The organism is Roseivirga sp. UBA838 (genome assembly GCF_002296035.1).
GTDB lineage: Bacteria > Bacteroidota > Bacteroidia > Cytophagales > Cyclobacteriaceae > Roseivirga > Roseivirga thermotolerans.
Window position 1 is genome coordinate 81,081 of the sequence record NZ_DBHC01000007.1, and the last position, 18,583, is coordinate 99,663.

The window sequence follows — 18,583 nt, forward strand, 5'->3', positions numbered from 1 at the left end:
CAGGGAAGAATATGTCCAATAGCACGTATGAGGAAAGGTTAAAACCCGTAAAAAGTATCCTCGTTTCTCAACCAAAGCCTTCAGATCCTAAATCTCCTTACTATACTTTAGCAGACAAATACGGAATAAAGATTGATTTCAGGCCTTTCATTCAGGTCGATCCGATTTCTGCTAAAGAGTTTAGAAAACAGAAGATTGATATCTTAAATCATACGGCCATCATATTTACCAGCCGCAATGCCGTAGACCACTTCTTTACCATTTGCAAAGACCTGAAAATTGAGGTTCCTGCAGATATGAAGTATTTCTGTATATCGGAACAAACGGCTCATTACCTGCAGAAGTACATTGTGGTTAGAAAAAGAAAGATTTTTACCGGTTCACGTACCGCTCAGGACCTTATCGAAATTCTTAAAAAGCATAAAAACGAGAAATACTTGTTTCCTTGCTCCAACATTAGAAAAGACGATATTCCGGGCTATTTGGAAGAAAACGGATTCAAGTTTTCAGAAGCTGTTATTTACGAAACAGTGGCCAGCGATTTGTCTGACCTGGACGATGTTACGTATGACATCTTAGCGTTTTACAGCCCAAGTGGAATCAACTCATTGTTCGTAAACTTTCCGGAGTTCAAACAAAACGATACACGAATTGCGGTTTTTGGCCCAACTACAGCACAGGCTGCCCGAGAAGCCAACCTTATTATAGATATTGAGGCTCCTCAGCCCAACGCACCGTCTATGACAGGAGCACTGGAGCTGTACATTAAAAAGGCAAATAATCTGTAATTCTCGCAACTCGTAAGGGCAAAAGCTAGTTTTCTTGTATTATTGGGAAAGTGATTAAATAAATCATTTAACTTTCGCGTTACCTGATTATGTCAAGAAAGGCCTTCATTGCCATTGTTTTCAGCCTCCTCGTTGTGGGCCTAAGAGCACAACAAGATGCTCAGTTTACCCAGTACATGTTTAATCCCATGTACTACAACTCGGCTTTTACGGGCCTTTCCAATGCCAATACACTTACGGCAATTCATCGCTCCCAGTGGTTTGGGTACGAAGGCACAATAAACCCCGGAGGAGCCCCAAATACCCAATTTATTAGCTACAGCACTCTATCACAATGGTGGAATGGTGGATTGGGCGTTCATTTAGTGAACGACAATCTGGGCCCCTCCAATAACATAGAGTTCAAGCTGTCAGGGTCTTACTACATTGCTCTTCAGGGAGATGCCTCACTGAGCATTGGGCTCAACGCAGGCTTTTTTTCCAGCGGCCTTGATTTCGATGAGCTAGTGCTGGTCGATCCGAGCGATGACCTGGTGGGTTTAACCGGAAAGGAATCTCAGTTACGGCCGGATCTCGGCATGGGTATACTCTACAGAAAAGGAAATTTTTTTGGTGGTTTCAGTACAAATCACTTACTTCAACCAAAATTTGATTTTGGACAAGATCAAATTGCCAATCAATTAATTCGACACTACTATTTAACAGCGGGCTACGATTATGCACTAAGCCCAGAGGTTACGATCACTCCGACTTTATTGCTGAAATCTGTAGGATTTGATTCCTACTCATGGGACTTGAGCGTTGTAGGACGCTACAATGATCAGCTTTGGGCCGGTGTTGCTTACCGTCAATCAGAATCGGCATCGGTAATGATTGGCTACAGCATACTAAAAGATCGAAGCCTGGCGTTGGGATATGCGCTGGATTTAGTTCTTGCTGATAGAAATAGTAAAGAGCCGACCTCTCAAGAGATTATGCTCATTTATAAATTTTCCAGCAAGGGCAACGGAATAAATCTGGGAAGGAACATCATAAGAACCCCCAGATACCGTTACTAAACAAAAGTTTACTTAAGATTAAGGATTGTAGAATTTTCTACCTGTGGGTGGAATACTAACAATAAAATATTAATTTTCGCGCTTTATTTGCCAAATGAGGCTTGTTTTTGAACTGGCAAATAGATTAAAACTAAAACAATGAAGAAGTCTATACTGGGTCTGTTATTTATGGCACTTCTTTCTTTGAACACTGGGTGCAGTATGTTCGAAGGCTTTCTAAGTGGAGGAGGAAAAGAGCAGGCGTTGGTCGATGAAGGCCAGTTGCTAGGTGTGCTCGACAGAGAAGGATGGTATCAGGAACTACCCTATGGAATGGTTCAAATACCTGGGGGAACATTCTACATGGGCCAGGCCGATGAAGATGTGGCAGCCTCACAAATTAACTTCAACAGACAAATTACTGTCAGCTCCTTTTTTATGGATGCTGAGGAAATCACCAACAATGAGTATCGCCAATTTCTATACCATGTGGCCGATTTGGCCGAAAAGGGCGATCGATACTACACCCGCGAATTTTTAGCCACGGTAGTTCCTAACCCCAAAGTTTGGGAGCAGGAGTTTACATACCACTATGGCGACCGAATGACTCAATATTATCACCAGCACGTTTCTTTTGATAATTACCCTGTAGTAGGAGTTAGCTGGGATGCTGCTGAAAAATTTGCTGCCTGGAGAACCATTTTCCTGAACAATGGCCAGCAAGCCAAAAATGAAGGAGGGGGTGGACTCTTCTCGTTCGGTAAAAAGAAAAATCAGGGCGACCCGAATGCCGGAGCTGCAGGCCCGTTAGGAGCCGTAGGCCCCCAAGGAGGAGCAGCTAGTGGTCCTGAGTCGAGCACTTTTGTAGATACTTCCCCAATGGAATTTAGATATCCCAACTTTAGACTGCCTACGGAGGCAGAATGGGAGTATGCAGCCAGAGGAGGAAAAGAAATTGTGAAATACCCGTGGGGAGGTCCGTATACCAGAAACCGCGATGGTTGCTTTCTGGCCAATTTTAAGCCAGGCAGAGGAGCCTATGCAGACGATGGTTACCCATATACTGCTCCGGTAAATTCATTTTTGCCTAACCCATTCAACTTGTATAACATGGCAGGCAACGTAGCGGAATGGTGTAGAGACGACTTCTCACCTGTATACAATCCACTGGTGTGGGATCTGAACCCAATGTTTTTATACGATACCTTATCGGAAAAAGACAGCCCTCACTACGGAAAGAAGGTGGTAAGAGGAGGAGCCTGGAATGATATTTCCTATTACCTCCAAACCGGAACAAGAACTTTTGAATACCGAGACGTGGCCTCTGCTTCAATTGGATTTAGATGTGCTATGGACGACCTCGGTCAAAATAACCCGCTTTAACAACAACTATCAAATTGATCTTCAACCCAACTGATAAAACAAATGGCTAGTAAATTTACCCAAAACTTCTACGGCAACGTAATGCCGAAAATCTATGGTCTAGGTGCCTCTGTAGTAATTGTAGGTGCCATGTTCAAATTGAACGGATGGGCCGGTGCTACTCTTATGCTAATTATTGGTCTTGGTACGGAAGCACTCATCTTTGCTTTCGCTGCCTTTGAACCCAAAGCCACAGATTATACGAAAGAATTATACCATGCGACCGTGAAAGGCGGTGGTGCCCCAGAAAAGAAAGACGATATTACCCTTGAAAAAATGCTTAAGCAGGCGGCTATAAGCAAAGACGGCCTTCAAAGCCTGAAAGAAGGGATGGACAATTTGGCTCAGAATGCCAAACAACTGGCCAGTATGTCTAATGCCGCTGTAGCAACTGATGAGTACGCTAAAAATGCGAAAACGGCTGCAGCATCTTTATCTAAGATAGACCAGTCTACTAACCAGGCCGCTTCGGCTTTTGCTGAAGTAGCCAACACCGTAAAAGGTTCTGGTGCCAATCAGGCACAACTTAAGGCGGCTACTGAGCAGTATCAGGTTCAGCTCAAAGAAGCTGCAACACAACTGCAGGCGCTTAGTGGTGCTTACAAGGCCGAGCTTACCGATACGGAGTCTGTAGCTAAGTATATGAAAGGTTACCTTTCTAACATGGAAACCATGATTAAAGGAGCCATGAACACAGCCAAGGCTACGGAAGAATTCCAAGCCCAAATGGCTCAGCTAAACACCAATATTACCTCGCTGAACAAGGTATATGGTGCAATGCTTTCTGCAATGAAACAAACCAATAACTAAACCTGATCGATTATGGCAGGAGGTAAAGAAACCCCACGGCAGAAGATGATTGGCATGATGTATCTCGTGCTAACAGCTCTTCTCGCCTTGCAGATTAAGGATACGGTATTGGAAAAGTTCGTTCTTATAGAAAACGGACTCAAAGTTTCTAATGAGTCCTTTATGGACTACAACCAGAATGTCCTTACCAGCATCCAAAACGATGTAACCAATCAAGGTGAAAAAGATGGCGATGTGGCTGTGCAAAAAGTGGCCGAGCAGGTACGGTTGTATACCCTTGACCTCGCTAACTATCTGGACAATCTGAAACTGGAACTCGGTAAAGTATCTACCGGAGGAGACACTTCTAAAATATACGAGCGGTCTACGCTTAAAAAATACGAAGAGCCCTCTAACTATCTGGTGAATAAAAAGAATGCTGAGGAGCTTAAAAGAAGACTGGATGAATACCCTCTCAAAGTAAATGAGATTATCAGTTTGTTGGGTAAAGGAGGAATGAACCCGGAGTGGATGAAGTCTATAGCCATTGATGCCAACGACATTAAGTTTTACGAAAACAATGCCGAGGCAAAAAAAGAAGATTACGCCCATTTTAACTTCTATAAGGCTCCGTTGGCCTCAGTTCTTGCGCAGCTTACTTTCTACAAAAATCAGATTTTCAGTAAAGAGTCAGAGGCACTCAATAAGCTAAAAGGAATGGTAGGAACGGCTGTTTCTACAGACCCTAATAGCATTCCTACATTGGCCGATTTGGTGGTGACTAACACTCAACCTGCCAGCCAGCCCGATAATTCTTCTTCTGAAGATGAAGCAGCGCCTACTCCAAGAACAACGCCAAGACAAAACCCTTCTTCAGGAACAGCTTCTGCTGAGATTTCTCAAGATGAGTTTTTAAAGGGTGCATTTGCGGGGATAGACTATGCTCAGGCTACAGTGCTTTCTGAGTCAAATATTGTGACAGCCGGACTAGACTTTAGTGCTCAGGCCTTTTTAACGCTGGGTAACTCTAAGCTGCAACCGGAGATCAAAGTGAACGGACAGGATATACCGGTAGTCAACGGAAGAGGAATAATTAGTATTCCGGCTTCAGCGCAAAACAGTGAGTACGATGCCAACGGATTGGCGCAAAAGTTTTTCGAAGTTGAAATAACCGCTCAGGACGGTTCTGGCGGAACCATTACCAGAACTAAGCGACATGAGTATCAGGTGGCCAAACCGGTAATTGATGTACGAAGTGCATCAGTAGAGGTTCTCTACCTGGGTTGTGCCAACAACTTGAACATTAATGTGCCGGCTTTGGGGCCAGCCTATCAGCCATCTTTCAAAGTAACCGGTGGAACCTTTAATTCAGGTAGCCAGAAAGGTGAAATACTGGTAGTGCCTACACAGCGTGAGTTGAAGATTGATGTTTCGAGCGGTGGGTTCTATATTGGTTCAAGAGAATTTCAAGCCAAGCCTGTACCGCTTCCAAGACTTGAAGTAAGACCTAACGGTCAGCCGTATGATGCAAAGAATGGTATGGACGAGAAGCCAACAGTAATTAACCTGTTGCTACAGTCTGACCCCGATTTTGCCGAGCGTTATAAAGACGATGCTACTTTCTTGGTGAGCAAAGGAAGTGTAACCCTGGCTCGTGGAAAAACCACAAAAGGAGTTATTCCTATCGATAAGCCCATGTCGAGAGTGGATCTGTCTCAATTGGTTAGCCGAATGGCTTCAGGAGACAGAATAGTGGTTTATGTTGAAGAAATTGTTCGCTTCAACTATAAAGAAGAGCAGATTCCGATTCGTTTTACGGGAGACGTAACGATAAATATTAACTAAAATGAAAAAAGGCTTAGCAATTTTATTAGTACTGTGTTTTGTCACAGTCTTGAACGCTCAGGACGAGGGCAGTGGAACAAACCCTGCCAAATTTTTGCAAACCATAGAAAGCACTACTAAAGTTGCCGGCCTTAATAGTGCCCGAAAACTCAATAACGAGTTTTCGGTACGGCCCATTCGCGATGAAGACGTAATGTGGAGTATAAGACTCTGGTCCAAGATGAATTTTAACGAAAAGTTAAATTCGGCCTGGAACGCCAAAGAGTCTCGCATTACGGAGATCATTCTTAAAGGCATAGAAGACTACTATGAAGCCAAGAGCCAGGCCTTAGATCAGCAGGTGGGTATTACTCCATACGCAACTTTCGAAACCGGAGCCAAAGGCTTCGATGATGAGGTGATTCTTTCTGAGGCAGACTTTAGGAATAACCTGAAGGATATGTCTACAGCTTTGGGCAATTATGATGAGGCTTTTAGGGCTCAAGACAGGGCAGAGCTTAAAACGCGGGACGGTGGCATTTACGCCAACTACTCCGATGCCCGTCTAGACTCTATTATTGATGCGGAATATCAGCAGAATGCGGAGGCCAAACCTCTCGATCCGGCAAATAAGGGAGATTTAGATGTTTTGCTTATAGAAGAAGATCTCATATTCGATAGAAATCAGTCTTTGGCCAAGTGGGATATTGTTTCTATTACGCTAGTTGCGCCACCTAAGGCTACAGTTGCCGGAACGGAACGCGAAATTGTTCGAGTGAAGTATCAGGAGTTGGTAGCTTACATTGAAAAGGTGTACGCGGAGTCAAACAAAAATGCAGCTTATTGGTACAACCCAAAGAATCCGCGCGATAGAAATATAAACTTTGCTCATGCCTTTGACCTACGCTTGTTTAGCTCATACATTACTAAGTTTCAAAATGCTGATGATGATAATATACAGACGCTCTTTGGCCGATCTGACTATGACTACAGCATTATTGAGCAAGCCATGAAAAAGAGACATGAGTTGCTAGAGAAAATGCATAACCTCTGGGAATATTAAGAATTCAGTTAAACAGAATATAAGAAAGGGGGGCTTCAATAAGCTCCCTTTTTTGTTATAGGCCTTGGCCTATTGTGCTTCTCGTTTCTGGTTAAAGAAGTTTTTAATAAGTCGGGTGCGGGCTTCGCCAACAAGGGCAATAAGTTCTTCTTCGCTAGCTTGCTCTATTTTGCTCATAGTACCAAATTCCTTGAGCAGCTTGTCCACCGTTACCCTCCCTAATCCTTTTACTTCTTCCAGCTCAAAATTGAAGCTGTTTTTGCTTCGCAGGTCTCTATGAAAATTAATGGCAAAGCGGTGGGCTTCATCCCTTAGCTTTTGAATGAGCCGAAGTGACTCTGATTTTTTATCGATGTGAATAGGAAATGAGTCTTCCGGAAAGTAGAGTTCTTCTAAGCGTTTTGCAATTCCTATGATCGGAATTTGTCCGTATAGGTTGAGTTCTTTGAGCGCCTCACAGGCCGCATTGAGCTGTCCTTTGCCACCATCTATTACAATGAGCTTGGGCAGAGGAGCTTCTTCTTTGAGCAAGCGCGAATACCTGCGGCCAACAACCTCTCTCATAGACCCAAAATCATCGGGCCCAACAACAGTTTTAATTTTAAAGTGTCGGTAATCTTTTTTGGAGGGTCGCCCCATTTTAAAGCAAACCATGCTGGCTACCGGATTTGTGCCTTGAATATTGGAGTTATCGAAGCATTCAATATGGGTTGGCAACTCACGAAGCGATAGGTCTGCCTGCAGTTGTTTGAGTACCCGGTTGCTTTTGTCTTTCACATTTTCTAGCGAAGTGTATTTCTCTTTTTTGGCGAACAGAGCATTCTTTAGTGATAGTTCGATCAACTTCTTTTTATCTCCCCGTTGGGGCAATATCATTTTAAAATTTTCGGAGGCTATATCCAGCTCTTTATTGGTGAGTACTTCTCTGGCAGAGCTCTGAAATTTATCTCTTAGTTCCACGATCAGAAGAGTTAGAATCTCCTCGTCCGATTCGTTTAGTTTTTTCTTAATCTCTGAGGTTTGCGATAGGTTAATGGTGCCGTTTTTAATTCTCAGGTAGTTTACAAAGGCAAACTTTTCATCGGCAACAATGGTGAATACATCCAGGTCTGCGATCTTGGGGTTAACCACCAGCGATTTGGACTGGAACCTATCCAGCAATTCCAGTTTATCCTTAAATTTTTGTGCTGCTTCAAACTCCAGTTGTGCTGCAGCAGAATTCATATGTTCTTTAAAATATTGCCTGGGAACAGAAAGGTTGCCTTTAAGTATGTTAACCGCTTGGTCTATGTCGTTCAGATAGTCTGTTTCGCTCTGCAGGCCTTCACATGGACCTTTGCAGTTGCCAATATGGTATTCCAGGCATACTTTGAACTTTCCTTTGGTAATATTCTCTTCGCTCAGGTCGTATCTACAGGTGCGTAGGGTAAAGAGGTTGTTAATGAGCCTCAACACATTGTTCATGGCTTTTACACTGGCGTAAGGCCCGAAGTATGTACCGTTGCTGGGAATAAACTTGCGAGTGCTGTATATGCGAGGAAACCTTTCGTTGGAAACACACAGGTAGGGAAAGGTTTTGTCGTCTTTGAGAAGGATGTTGTACTTAGGCTGGTTTTGTTTTATCAGACTATTTTCGAGCAAAAGCGCATCGAACTCCGAGTTGACAAGGGTGACTTCAATGGCTTTTATTTCCGATACCAGACGTCTGGTTTTTCGGTTTACCCCGGCTTGTTTGTTGAAGTAGCTTGAAACCCGCTTTTTTAAACTTTTGGCTTTGCCTACGTAGATCAGTTCATCCTCTTCATTGAAGAAACGATATACCCCCGGATTATCGGGAAGCTTCAGTACATCTCCAGGAACGATGCGCGTGACCTCCATAGGCCGAAATTAGTAAATATCATCGTCATAAATATTGGAGGTATCGGTCGTAGTGAGCACATCGGTAAATTTCTGACAATCTATCTCCATACTTAGACCAACTGGTCTTTCGAAAAGCGTCTTCTTTAAATTGAGCGTTGAGTCAGCATATACATCTTTTAAAAACTGAGCAACAATGGGCATGGCAGTTCTTGCTCCCTGACCATCCGGCCAATTCGTAAAGTGTATTGCTCTGTCGTCTCCACCAACCCATGCTCCGGCTACAATCTCATTAGTAACTGCTACAAACCAACCGTCAGAAGCATTTTGAGTAGTTCCTGTTTTAGCTCCGATACTGTTCTTTTGTTGTTCTCTATCAACTAGCCCATAGGTTAGCCACAGTCTTATTCCCGACCCTGACCTTACAGTTTCCTGAAGCATGTTGAGCATTACAAAGGCTACGTCTTGATTTATGGCTTTACTTTTTCTTGGCACATGACGGTAAATTTCATTGCCATATTTATCTTCAATTCGACTGATATAATACGGTTCGATATGAGTTCCCTCATTGGCAAAAGTGCCGTAGGCTCCTATTACTTCGAGTAGTGAAACATCTTCTGTACCTAGAGCAATGGAGTAGTACGGTGGTATATCACTCTTAATACCTACTCTATGTGCCATGTCAACCACCTTGTCTGGCTTTACAATATCCATGACTCTGGCAGTAATTGAGTTAACTGAATTGGCCATTGCTCGTTTGAGTGTCATTTCCTCACCGCTGAACTTGCCCTCTGCATTTTGAGGGCTCCAAAATTCACTCTGGCCTGGAATTGGGATAGAGATGGCCTCATCTTTAAAGGTGAAGCAGGGTGAGTAACCCTGTTCAACAGCAGTAGCGTAAACGAAAGGTTTGAACAAGGAACCTGGTTGACGCTTTCCTAACCTAACATGATCATACTTAAAGTGCTTATAATTGATACCACCAACCCATGCTTTGAGTGCCCCGGTTTTGGGGTTTGATGCAAGAAAGCCTGCTTGAAGGAACTGTTTGTAATACCGTATAGAATCTATAGAACTCATCACTGTGTCTATTTCTCCTTTCCAGCTAAATACTCTCAGTTTTTTTGGCTTATTGAGATAATATTCAACAGAATCGGATTTGGCGCCATACTTTTTCACCAAGTTTCTGTAGGCCTTCGAATAAGGCAAAACATTGTCATCAAAGAAGCTTTTAATTTCTCTACCTCTACTATCTATCCATAAGTCTCTACCCTCAGCTGCCAGTTTTGAATTAAAAAGTTTCTGAATAGCTCTCATGGCGCTGTCCATAGCAGATTCAGCATAGGCTTGCATGCGTGAGTCAATGGTGGTATAGATTTTTAGACCATCACCATACAGGTCATAGCCTAGGTTGCTGCAAAGCTCCCGTAGATCTTTGCGCGCTTCTTCTCTAAAGTACTGAGCCAAACCTGTATTCTGGTCTTGCTGTTGAAAACTGTCAAGATTAATGTCTTTGGTTCGCAGCGTATCGTAGGCTTGTTGGGCCAAAAACCCATATTTGACCATTTGACTTAAAACAACATTTCGCCTGCGTTTGGAGTTTTCCGGGTTAATATCAGGCCGATAGGTGGTTACTCCTTTCTGCATGCCCGCCAATACAGCTGCTTCGTCTACCGAAAGCTCCTTAGGCATTTTGTTAAAGTATGTTTTGGCGGCCGACTTAATACCAAAGGCGTTGTTTCCAAACTCCACGGTGTTGTAGTACATGGCCATAATTTCTTCTTTGGTGTAAGACCTTTCTAGTCGCACAGCCAAAATCCACTCCTTGGTTTTGTAAATGAGTTGGTCAAGGAACCCGTTTATTCCTTCCAGCTTACCCTTGTCTTCTTTTTTAATAACCCTTGTATTGAACAGGTTTTTGGCCAATTGCTGGGTAATGGTAGAGCCACCGCCTTTGGGGCTAAAGGTGATTACTCCAAAGGCCACTCTGAACATACTTTCCAGGTCGATGCCCGAGTGCTGATTAAAGCGAATATCTTCTGCGGCCAGCAGAGCATGCACCAGGTTATCTCCCAACTCGTCATAACTTACAGGGTTGCGGTTATCCCGATAGTATCCGGAACCTAACTGCACACCATCGGCCGTAAAGAGTAGCGAGGTAAGGTTTTGCTCGGGGTTTTCTAGCTGGCTATAGCTTGGCAAGCTGCCAAACCAATTGTTTACGTTGTTGCTCACAGCCCATAAATAGGCCGGAAAACCAATTATGGCTAAAGTAAAGCCAACCCAAAAAACTACTACTAGTTTTTTGAGCCACGATTTTTTCTTGCTTGGTTTTTCTTGAGCACTCATTTATTTATAGAATTTCTGATGAAAAGTAAGGTATTCCTCTAACGCCTTGTTCTGAAACAATTGTGTGAAATTATCTCTTGAAATGGCAAAATTATGAAAATTTGAATCGCTTTTCAGGCCTTGCTTTACTAACTCTTCTTCTAGTAGCTTTCTGTATATTTCTGCGGCCGACTTCGTCTTAAAGGAGTTAATGAAAAGGATACCGGTTTTGTTTATCGGGCTAAAGTTAAGGTAGCTGGACGAGAGGCGCTGCGATTCAAATTTCTGTTGATTGAACGTGTTTACAATCTGCTTTAGGTTATCGGCTTTAAATACAGATTCGTTGAATGTAAAAGCAACCAGATGCACCTGTTGAAAGTCTTCGCTAAAGGCATTGTTTAGGTTATTGAATAATTGGTTTTTGGTTGGGGCAATGGCGGCCAGAAGGTTTTGAGCATATTTGCTCTGGGGTTCTTCCGGATATTTGGCAATAAAGTCTTTCAGTGCCTGCTCATACGAAACAATACTTTCGGTTTTTGCTTTTAATATGGCGGCCAGCAGTTCCACTGTCGGCAAAAAGTCCACATCTTCAAAAGAAGCAAGTGCTGCTCTAAGCCGCTGGTCGGCCAGAATATAGTCACCCGACTCATAAGCCTCGTAGGCTCTCGCATATTCTTGCTGTAAGGCCAGGTTACGGGCTGCTTTTTCTTGCAGGTAGTTAGGGTTTATGAGTGTTTTAGCGAGGAGTGTTTCTGGAAATTCCTCAATTATACTCTGCTTGTAGTGCTGAGCTTTAGCAGCATCTAAAGGTTCGTAAAGGGTAAAGAGAGCATAGAGGACATCAAGTCTGTGCTCCGTTTGAGGGTAGCGCTCCAGCAGCTTTTCATAGGTGATTATAGACTTTTGATTTTGCGCCAGACCAAACCTGTATATACGGCCGAGGCTAAAGTATGCGTCCTTAATCTCCTTGTGTACTTTTGATTGGGCCTCTTCCGAAAACGGTACAGTGGCCATTAATTTGTCGATGTCCGTTTCACGGCTGCTTTTTAGATCTGGCTGTGGTGCTCCTTTGTTAGGGTCGTCACTAATATCGTTGTCTGTTTGCGCAGCAGAAGACAAGCCAATGGTTTGTTTGAGCGATCTGCGCCAATTGTTCTCCAGTGGGCGGTTGCCCCATAACCGTTGAAATTCAAGCTGGCCTTGCCCTACGGCTTGCCGGTTATAAAAGTACCAGGTATTGCTGCCATCGGGAGCCTGATAGTTGCTGTCATCGGTTCGGTTCAGCCCGGTAGAGTTGGCGTTGTTGTTTCCTCTTTCTTTGGCGCGTTCTTTGGCTTCTTTTGCATCGAGGTATCTTCCCAAATAGGCTTCTAGCGAGATGGGGTTCATTTGAGCCAACGTGAGCAGGCTGTCGTTTTTCTCAATAATATTGAGTTGTGTGACAAAGTCTTTCAACACCTTTTGTCTTTTACTAATCTCATCAAAGCGCTCAATGTCTTTGGGGAGTTTCATTACGGCACTATCGTAGTAGGCACTGGCCAGGTTGAAATCCAGTAAATGGTCGTAGTGAATTTCGGCCAGTCGCAAAAAAGCAAGCCCCTGCTGTCGGTTGTTCGGTTGTTCTACCCGGGTGGCTGCTCTATAATTTTCTACGGCTTTAGAAAGCTTGTTTCGGTGTTGCTCCAGAAGCCCCATGGTATAATAGATATGATCCATGTACTCCTTGTTTTTGCCGTCACGCAACATCTTATCAAATACTTTGTAAGCTTCATCGACATTATTGGGGTTGGAGTAACCCGAGACTATGAGTTTGTTCAGGCGTGCATGAAACATTACCTCATAAGGAGGATTGCCTTTTAGGGCATTGTCGTAGTACAGGTAAGCATTACGGTATTCACCGGCCTGTTGAGCCAACTGACCAAGAATAAAGTTTACCCTTAGAGAGTAGGTTTTGTCATTGATCAGGGGTTGGGCTTCGGTGAGTAGTTCCTTTACTTTGCCATACTCATCGAGTTGCTGAAACAAAAAAGCTTTAGTGAGCAAATAGCTTGCGCGTACTTCCGGCTCGAGTTTTTCAAGATCGAGAAAGCCGGCTACTTCCTCAGCTTGGTCATAATTACCCATGTCCATATAAGTTCTCATTAGGGCAATGAGAGCCTTTTGGCGAGTAGGGTCATCGTTACTATTCTGATTGATGTATTGAAAAGTTTCTATGGCAAATTGCCATTGCGCTCTCAGGTATCTAATCTTACCGATAATAAGGTAGCTATCGTCTACCCAGTCGCTGGCTTTCCACCATTCGATGGTTTGGCTCGATTTTTTGAAGGCATCGTCCAGTTTTTCCTTATTGCTTTTTACAATGGCCGAATCGATTTGAGGAAATATGCGCAGTATCTCATCAAAGTTGTAGGCATATCGTTCTTCAAAAGCCTGGTATACTTCGTTTAGGTATTGATCGGCATAGAAATAGCCATTGTATCGGGCGTTCAGGTTTTGGTATCCTTTAGAGTTACACCCCCAGAGGGCTATAATGAGGAGAAGACAACAAAACCTGATAATATGTAAATTCTTGATTTCCAAGGCAGATGATTAACCAACAAAGCAACGAAATTAATGAGCAAATAATACAATATTACGCTCGCTGTTGAGTATTAATGAATATTTTTGTCATCCTTGATTTTTGTATAAGTGGCGCGATTTAAGAAGACTCTTTCTAACTGGCTCAATGCCCGGCATATCCTGATTATTCAGAATGAGGAAAACTTTTCTGAAAAGGCAACCTATAAGTTCACTTATGCCAAAATAATCTTTTTTGCTTTTCTGAGCCTTGTAGGAGTGTTTGCCTTGAGCTTTTACATGGTTACCACCATACTTAAGCAGTGGTTCGATCCGCGCTATGCCGAACGCCAAACCCGACAGGAGTTGGTGGAGATGACTTTTACGCTGGACTCTCTGGCCTATGAGTTGGATAGCAGAGACCGTTTTATACAAAGTATTAAGAAGGTGCTGCAGGGCGATGTTACCACCAACGAAATTCCTGAAACAGCCCAGGCTTCGGCCGGAGAACCTACTGATATTGAAAATCTGGAGCAAATAGACAGTGCTTTTAAAAGCGAATTTGAGCGGGTTGGGGGCGATTTTCTTCTCACAGCTGATATTGACAATGTAGAATTAAGAAGTATCTATTTTTTTCCGCCCATTAGTGGCTACATTGTACAAGCATTCGACCCTCGCGATAAACACTACGGTATAGACATTGTTTCTAAAAAGGATGAACCGGTAAAGTCGATAGCTGATGGAACCGTGATTTTTGCAGGTTGGACACAAACGGATGGCCACCTGATTGCGATCCAGCACCGGGAAAACCTAATTTCTGTATACAAGCACAATTCGGCCATTACAAAAGAGGTGGGCGATGTGATTTCTGCAGGAGACATTATTGCAATTATTGGTAATACAGGCGAACTTACCAGTGGTCCACATTTACATATAGAATTGTGGTACAATGGCTCTCCGGTAAATCCGGAAGAGTTTATATCTTTCTAGACCAGTAGATCATCAACTAAACCAAGAACCGACCATGTTTTCTAAAGAAGACAAAAAAACGAATGAAGACCTTAGCCAAACCAGCAATATAATTGGTAAAGAAACTGTGTTAGAAGGCAGCCTGGAATCTATAGGTAATATTCGCATTGAAGGCAAAATATATGGCAATGTAAAAGCCAAAGCCAAATTTGTAATGGGTGCTGAAGCCTATGTTGACGGAAGCGTGGTGGCAAGGTCGGCCGAGGTGGCCGGGAAGATCAAGGGGAACATAGAAATTTCTGAACTCCTCATCTTAAAGCCATCGGCAGTAATTAGCGGAGACATTCTTACCAACCAATTGGTAGTAGAGCCCGGAGCTACTTTTAATGGAGGTTGCAAAATGGGTCATTTAGCCAAAGAAATTCAAATATCAACCCCCCAGAGCCGTGCCGGAGAAAAGGCCATCAAAAGAGCCTAATCAATACCTTAAATACTCGCAACTTGGCTTACAACTGTTTGTAACCATTGGCATTTGTGGTTGGCTGGGGTATAAAATGGACGAGTGGTGGAATGATGGTCGTTCGCTGTTTGTCATTCTAATGATACTTGTTGGAGCCACGGGAGCCATATATCAACTGTATCGGTCGCTTCCGAAAGATTAGTTTACCTGAATTCGATATAATAAAGGACGTCATGCCGGAAAAATTGGCCTTAAATTCAGACTAGGCCTATTTTATCCGGCATCTCACCAGCAGTTTCCTTTAGATTCAGGAATGCTGGTTTAGGGTGTACACGTAAATTTTTTCGAAGACCTTACATCGAGTTCAGGTTAAGATTAAAGTTTCCCAAACTTTAATCTTAAAACCTAGAACATTGAACCAAATACACCTACCTTTGCGGCCATGAAAAGTTTGGGTCGCCAAATCGTTGAATCTCTTGTATTTAGCTTGGTGCTCTGTGGGCTTGTACTTCTTGTACAGCAAATTGGAACACAAAAGCCCCTTGTGCATCCGTACATTTGGTCCATCATGGTTTTTTCAGGTGTGCTGGGAATGATAGTAGTGGCTATCGCTCACTGGGGCATGAGCACCATGGATGCTCAGTCTCGACCCAATATTTTTCTGGGACTCACAGTTTTGCGTATGCTGTTGAGTATGGCCTTTATCGGAATTACCCTTTATATGGGCATTGAAGACCGCGTGTTGTGGGTGGTCAATTTTTTTGCAGTCTATTTATTTTACTTAGTGTTTGAAATAACTACCATTCTCTCTAACTTGCGCGCGATTTCGGGAGAGGGCGAAAAACAATGATGAAACAAAGCAGAACTAACATTCCCAATTTATTGATCATTAGCTTCTTAGCAGCAATTTTTGGTCTAGCAAGTTCTTCAAATTTATGGGCCGCTTCAGGTGGTGGAGACGAAGAAAAAGAAGGTGGAGGGACCGACTTCATTATGCACCACATTAAAGATGACTACCAGTGGCACATCATTACCCTCGGTCATACGCATGTAACCATCCCACTTCCCGTAATTGTATACGACTATGAAGATGGTCTAAAAGTATTTATGTCGTCAGATTTCTATGACGAACATCATCAGCCAAAACCACATGGTGGTTATTACATAGACCATGGCAAGCTTTACAAGTTAACTGAAGGTTATAGTGCTTCTTCGGCACATGACAACGAAGGCCATGAAGAAGATCATCATGAAGAAGCTGGTTCTCACAATGAGGATGCCGGCCATGGTGAGGAGGGTGCTCATGAGCAGGAAGAAGTGCACGGCAATGAGCATGAAGGAATGACTCAGTCCGGTTTTCTGGATATATCTATTACAAAGAATGTGGCTTCGCTCATCATTAGCATGATTTTGCTATTTGGAGTGTTCTTTACAGTGGCTAAACGCTACAAAAAGGGAATTGCTGCACCAAAAGGTATTCAATCTTTGTTTGAGCCCGTAATCGTTTTCATTAGAGACGATATTGCCAAAGTAAACATTGGCGAGCATAAGTATGAGCGTTTTATGCCTTACCTGCTTACGCTGTTCTTCTTTATACTATTCAATAACCTATTAGGTCTTACACCTGGAGCGGCCAACCTTACCGGAAACATAGCGGTAACTATGTGTTTGGCCTTGTTTACTTTCTTTATCACCCAGTTCAATGGTAGAAAAGCCTATTGGATGCACATTTTGTGGACCCCTGGTGTGCCACTACCCATCAGGCCGGTTATTCTGGTGGTAGAGGTAATTGGTATTTTCACCAAGCCAATTTCACTTACACTCCGATTGTTTGCCTCCATTACGGCAGGTCACATTGTAGTGCTTTCTATTGTGGGCTTAGGGTTTATTTTGAACAGTTTGGTAGTTGGTTTTGTGGGAACACTCTTCTCCGTAATCATTACCCTTATTGAAATATTAGTAGCCGTTATTCAAGCCTATGTGTTTACACTGTTCTCATCGATGTACATCGGTCAGGCGGTAGATGACGGCCACCATTAATTAGAACCATTGTTTCATTAATAATAGACAAATTATGTTAGCTATTTTATTAACTGCTGGTACTGCTCTTTTAGGTGCAGGTATTGGTGCTGGACTTGTAGCGATTGGCGCAGGTTTGGGTATCGGAAAAATTGGTGCTGCCGCTATGGAAGGTATGGCTCGTCAGCCAGAAGCTGCTGGAAAATTGCAGTCTGGTATGTTGATCATTGCCGCCCTTATTGAGGTAATTGCTCTTTTCGGTGTTGTTGCATGTTTCTTGATTGCATCTAACAACTCAATTGTAGAGGCACTTTAAAAACCATTGAATGACTTTAGGCTTTGCATTAGGCAGGTCTAAAGTCGTTCTTTAAAACTTACAGAAATGGACTTATTAATACCAGATACCGGTTTATTTATTCTTCAAACAATAGCTTTCATTTTGCTACTTATCTTCTTGGGTAAGTTTGCATGGAAACCCATTCTTAGTGGCTTAAAAGAGCGTGAGCAAACTATTGAAAGTGCTCTATTGGCTGCAGAACAAGCTAAGAAAGATATGCAGGCGTTGCAGGCCGATAATGAAAAACTTTTGGCTGAAGCAAGAGCTGAGAGAGACGCTATCTTGAAAGAAGCAATGGCAACGGCTAACTCTATTAAAGAGGAAGCAAAAGAAGAGACCAGCAAAATCACGGCTAAAATGCTTGAAGATGCTAAGGCAACTATAGAGAATGAGAAGAGAGCTGCTTTGGCAGAAGTGAAAACTCAGGTAGCCGCCCTTTCTCTGGATATTACAGAAAAGGTCATCAGAAAGCAGTTGAGCGATAAGAAGGCTCAAGAAGCTTTGGTCGATGAGTATGTTAAAGATTTGAATTTAAACTAATTCCAGGCTAATGTCTGAATATAGAATAGCTTCCAGATATGCCAAGTCACTGCTCGATCTTTCTGTGGAGAAAGGTGAGCTTGAGCAGGTAAACAACGACATGCAGTTGTTGGTGAACCTGGCCTCTGAAAACAGAGATCTGGTTTTGATGCTGAAGAGCCCTATCATTACACACGACAAAAAACTGGCCGTGCTCAACAAAGTGTTTACCGGAAAGGTAAGCGAGTTAACTATGGCCTTCTTCAAGATACTTACAAAAAAGCACCGAGAGGCTTATTTAGTAGGTATTGCTAAGGAGTTTCATCATCAATACAATGCTCATAAAGGCATAGAAGAAGCTACGGTAACCACTACCTTCCCGCTCAACGATGCATTGAGGAAGGAGTTCGAAAATGTGGTGAAGAAAATTTCTAATAAAGAGGTAGAACTTACTGAAAAGGTAGACGAGTCGCTAATTGGCGGATTTATATTGAAAATTGGTGATCGTCAGATCGATGATTCGGTAAGCTCTAAACTTAAGGCTTTGCGAGTAGAGTTTACTAAAAACCACTACGAAAAAGCGTTTTAACAAAGATTTATAACATTAATTCTATT

At 42.9% G+C, this 18,583-nt stretch carries 17 protein-coding genes; 14 read left to right on the forward strand and 3 right to left on the reverse strand.

Features of this window, described 5'->3' with window-relative positions; genetic code table 11:
* Positions 1-11 precede the first annotated feature (11 nt).
* From B3O12_RS01350 to B3O12_RS01375, 6 genes are all read left to right on the forward strand, one after another.
* A complete protein-coding gene (locus B3O12_RS01350; protein WP_189628706.1) occupies positions 12-788 on the forward strand; it encodes a uroporphyrinogen-III synthase in 777 nt (258 codons plus the stop codon).
* An 89-nt stretch (positions 789-877) separates the two neighbouring features.
* Complete coding sequence (locus tag B3O12_RS01355) at positions 878-1,846, forward strand: PorP/SprF family type IX secretion system membrane protein (RefSeq protein ID WP_189628705.1); 969 nt, start codon at positions 878-880, stop codon at positions 1,844-1,846.
* A 138-nt stretch (positions 1,847-1,984) separates the two neighbouring features.
* A complete protein-coding gene (locus B3O12_RS01360; protein ID WP_189628704.1) occupies positions 1,985-3,208 on the forward strand; it encodes an SUMF1/EgtB/PvdO family nonheme iron enzyme in 1,224 nt (407 codons plus the stop codon).
* Positions 3,209-3,250: 42 nt separating this feature from the next.
* Positions 3,251-4,057 carry a gliding motility protein GldL gene (gene gldL, locus B3O12_RS01365; RefSeq protein ID WP_189628703.1) on the forward strand — a complete coding sequence of 269 codons (807 nt, stop codon included), beginning with the start codon at positions 3,251-3,253 and terminating at the stop codon, positions 4,055-4,057.
* A 12-nt stretch (positions 4,058-4,069) separates the two neighbouring features.
* Complete coding sequence (locus B3O12_RS01370; RefSeq protein WP_286744776.1) at positions 4,070-5,881, forward strand: GldM family protein; 1,812 nt, start codon at positions 4,070-4,072, stop codon at positions 5,879-5,881.
* Position 5,882: 1 nt separating this feature from the next.
* Complete coding sequence (locus tag B3O12_RS01375; RefSeq protein ID WP_189628701.1) at positions 5,883-6,923, forward strand: hypothetical protein; 1,041 nt, start codon at positions 5,883-5,885, stop codon at positions 6,921-6,923.
* A gap of 69 nt (positions 6,924-6,992) precedes the next feature.
* Here the strand turns inward: B3O12_RS01375 and uvrC are convergent, their stop codons facing one another.
* The 3 genes from uvrC to B3O12_RS01390 are packed head-to-tail and all read right to left on the reverse strand — an operon-like array spanning position 6,993 to position 13,688.
* Positions 6,993-8,801: an excinuclease ABC subunit UvrC gene (gene uvrC / locus B3O12_RS01380; protein ID WP_286755023.1), complete on the reverse strand. Its 1,809-nt coding sequence runs from the start codon at positions 8,799-8,801 to the stop codon at positions 6,993-6,995.
* A gap of 9 nt (positions 8,802-8,810) precedes the next feature.
* A complete protein-coding gene (locus tag B3O12_RS01385) occupies positions 8,811-11,129 on the reverse strand; it encodes a penicillin-binding protein 1A (protein WP_286755024.1) in 2,319 nt (772 codons plus the stop codon).
* The gene (locus B3O12_RS01390) at positions 11,130-13,688 is read right to left on the reverse strand and encodes a tetratricopeptide repeat protein (RefSeq protein WP_286755025.1); all 2,559 of its coding nucleotides are present in this window, start codon (positions 13,686-13,688) and stop codon (positions 11,130-11,132) included.
* A 108-nt stretch (positions 13,689-13,796) separates the two neighbouring features.
* Here B3O12_RS01390 and B3O12_RS01395 point away from each other — a divergent pair, with 108 nt between their 5' ends.
* The 8 genes from B3O12_RS01395 to atpH all read left to right on the forward strand — a co-directional run bounded on the left by B3O12_RS01395 (position 13,797) and on the right by atpH (position 18,557).
* Positions 13,797-14,654 (forward strand): M23 family metallopeptidase, encoded by an 858-nt coding sequence (locus B3O12_RS01395; protein WP_229838503.1) that lies wholly within the window; start codon positions 13,797-13,799, stop codon positions 14,652-14,654.
* 34 nt (positions 14,655-14,688) lie between these two features.
* Positions 14,689-15,111: a bactofilin family protein gene (locus B3O12_RS01400; protein WP_189628697.1), complete on the forward strand. Its 423-nt coding sequence runs from the start codon at positions 14,689-14,691 to the stop codon at positions 15,109-15,111.
* The gene (locus B3O12_RS01405; RefSeq protein WP_286755026.1) at positions 15,080-15,295 is read left to right on the forward strand and encodes an AtpZ/AtpI family protein; all 216 of its coding nucleotides are present in this window, start codon (positions 15,080-15,082) and stop codon (positions 15,293-15,295) included. The genes B3O12_RS01400 and B3O12_RS01405 overlap by 32 nt, the downstream gene beginning before the upstream one ends.
* Positions 15,296-15,535: 240 nt before the next feature.
* On the forward strand, positions 15,536-15,943 hold the full coding sequence (locus B3O12_RS01410) for a hypothetical protein (protein WP_189628695.1): 408 nt from the start codon (positions 15,536-15,538) through the stop codon (positions 15,941-15,943).
* Positions 15,940-17,133, forward strand: coding sequence for a F0F1 ATP synthase subunit A (gene atpB / locus B3O12_RS01415; RefSeq protein ID WP_286755027.1), 1,194 nt, complete (start codon positions 15,940-15,942; stop codon positions 17,131-17,133). Before B3O12_RS01410 ends, atpB begins: the two co-directional genes overlap by 4 nt.
* A gap of 34 nt (positions 17,134-17,167) precedes the next feature.
* A complete protein-coding gene (gene atpE, locus B3O12_RS01420) occupies positions 17,168-17,428 on the forward strand; it encodes an ATP synthase F0 subunit C (protein WP_373298947.1) in 261 nt (86 codons plus the stop codon).
* Positions 17,429-17,494: 66 nt separating this feature from the next.
* On the forward strand, positions 17,495-17,989 hold the full coding sequence (locus B3O12_RS01425) for a F0F1 ATP synthase subunit B (protein WP_189628694.1): 495 nt from the start codon (positions 17,495-17,497) through the stop codon (positions 17,987-17,989).
* A 10-nt stretch (positions 17,990-17,999) separates the two neighbouring features.
* Positions 18,000-18,557 carry an ATP synthase F1 subunit delta gene (atpH, locus tag B3O12_RS01430; RefSeq protein WP_286755028.1) on the forward strand — a complete coding sequence of 186 codons (558 nt, stop codon included), beginning with the start codon at positions 18,000-18,002 and terminating at the stop codon, positions 18,555-18,557.
* The last annotated feature ends 26 nt before the right edge of the window (positions 18,558-18,583 follow it).

Coding starts and splice junctions, on each gene's coding strand:
- atpB (WP_286755027.1), top strand. CDS start 15,940: ATGATGAAACAAAGCAGAACTAACATTCCCAATTTATTGATCATTAGC.
- B3O12_RS01375 (WP_189628701.1), top strand. CDS start 5,883: ATGAAAAAAGGCTTAGCAATTTTATTAGTACTGTGTTTTGTCACAGTC.
- B3O12_RS01400 (WP_189628697.1), top strand. CDS start 14,689: ATGTTTTCTAAAGAAGACAAAAAAACGAATGAAGACCTTAGCCAAACC.
- B3O12_RS01385 (WP_286755024.1), bottom strand. CDS start 11,129: ATGAGTGCTCAAGAAAAACCAAGCAAGAAAAAATCGTGGCTCAAAAAA.
- B3O12_RS01410 (WP_189628695.1), top strand. CDS start 15,536: ATGAAAAGTTTGGGTCGCCAAATCGTTGAATCTCTTGTATTTAGCTTG.
- B3O12_RS01425 (WP_189628694.1), top strand. CDS start 17,495: ATGGACTTATTAATACCAGATACCGGTTTATTTATTCTTCAAACAATA.
- atpH (WP_286755028.1), top strand. CDS start 18,000: ATGTCTGAATATAGAATAGCTTCCAGATATGCCAAGTCACTGCTCGAT.
- atpE (WP_373298947.1), top strand. CDS start 17,168: ATGTTAGCTATTTTATTAACTGCTGGTACTGCTCTTTTAGGTGCAGGT.
- gldL (WP_189628703.1), top strand. CDS start 3,251: ATGGCTAGTAAATTTACCCAAAACTTCTACGGCAACGTAATGCCGAAA.
- B3O12_RS01370 (WP_286744776.1), top strand. CDS start 4,070: ATGGCAGGAGGTAAAGAAACCCCACGGCAGAAGATGATTGGCATGATG.
- uvrC (WP_286755023.1), bottom strand. CDS start 8,801: ATGGAGGTCACGCGCATCGTTCCTGGAGATGTACTGAAGCTTCCCGAT.
- B3O12_RS01355 (WP_189628705.1), top strand. CDS start 878: ATGTCAAGAAAGGCCTTCATTGCCATTGTTTTCAGCCTCCTCGTTGTG.
- B3O12_RS01360 (WP_189628704.1), top strand. CDS start 1,985: ATGAAGAAGTCTATACTGGGTCTGTTATTTATGGCACTTCTTTCTTTG.
- B3O12_RS01350 (WP_189628706.1), top strand. CDS start 12: ATGTCCAATAGCACGTATGAGGAAAGGTTAAAACCCGTAAAAAGTATC.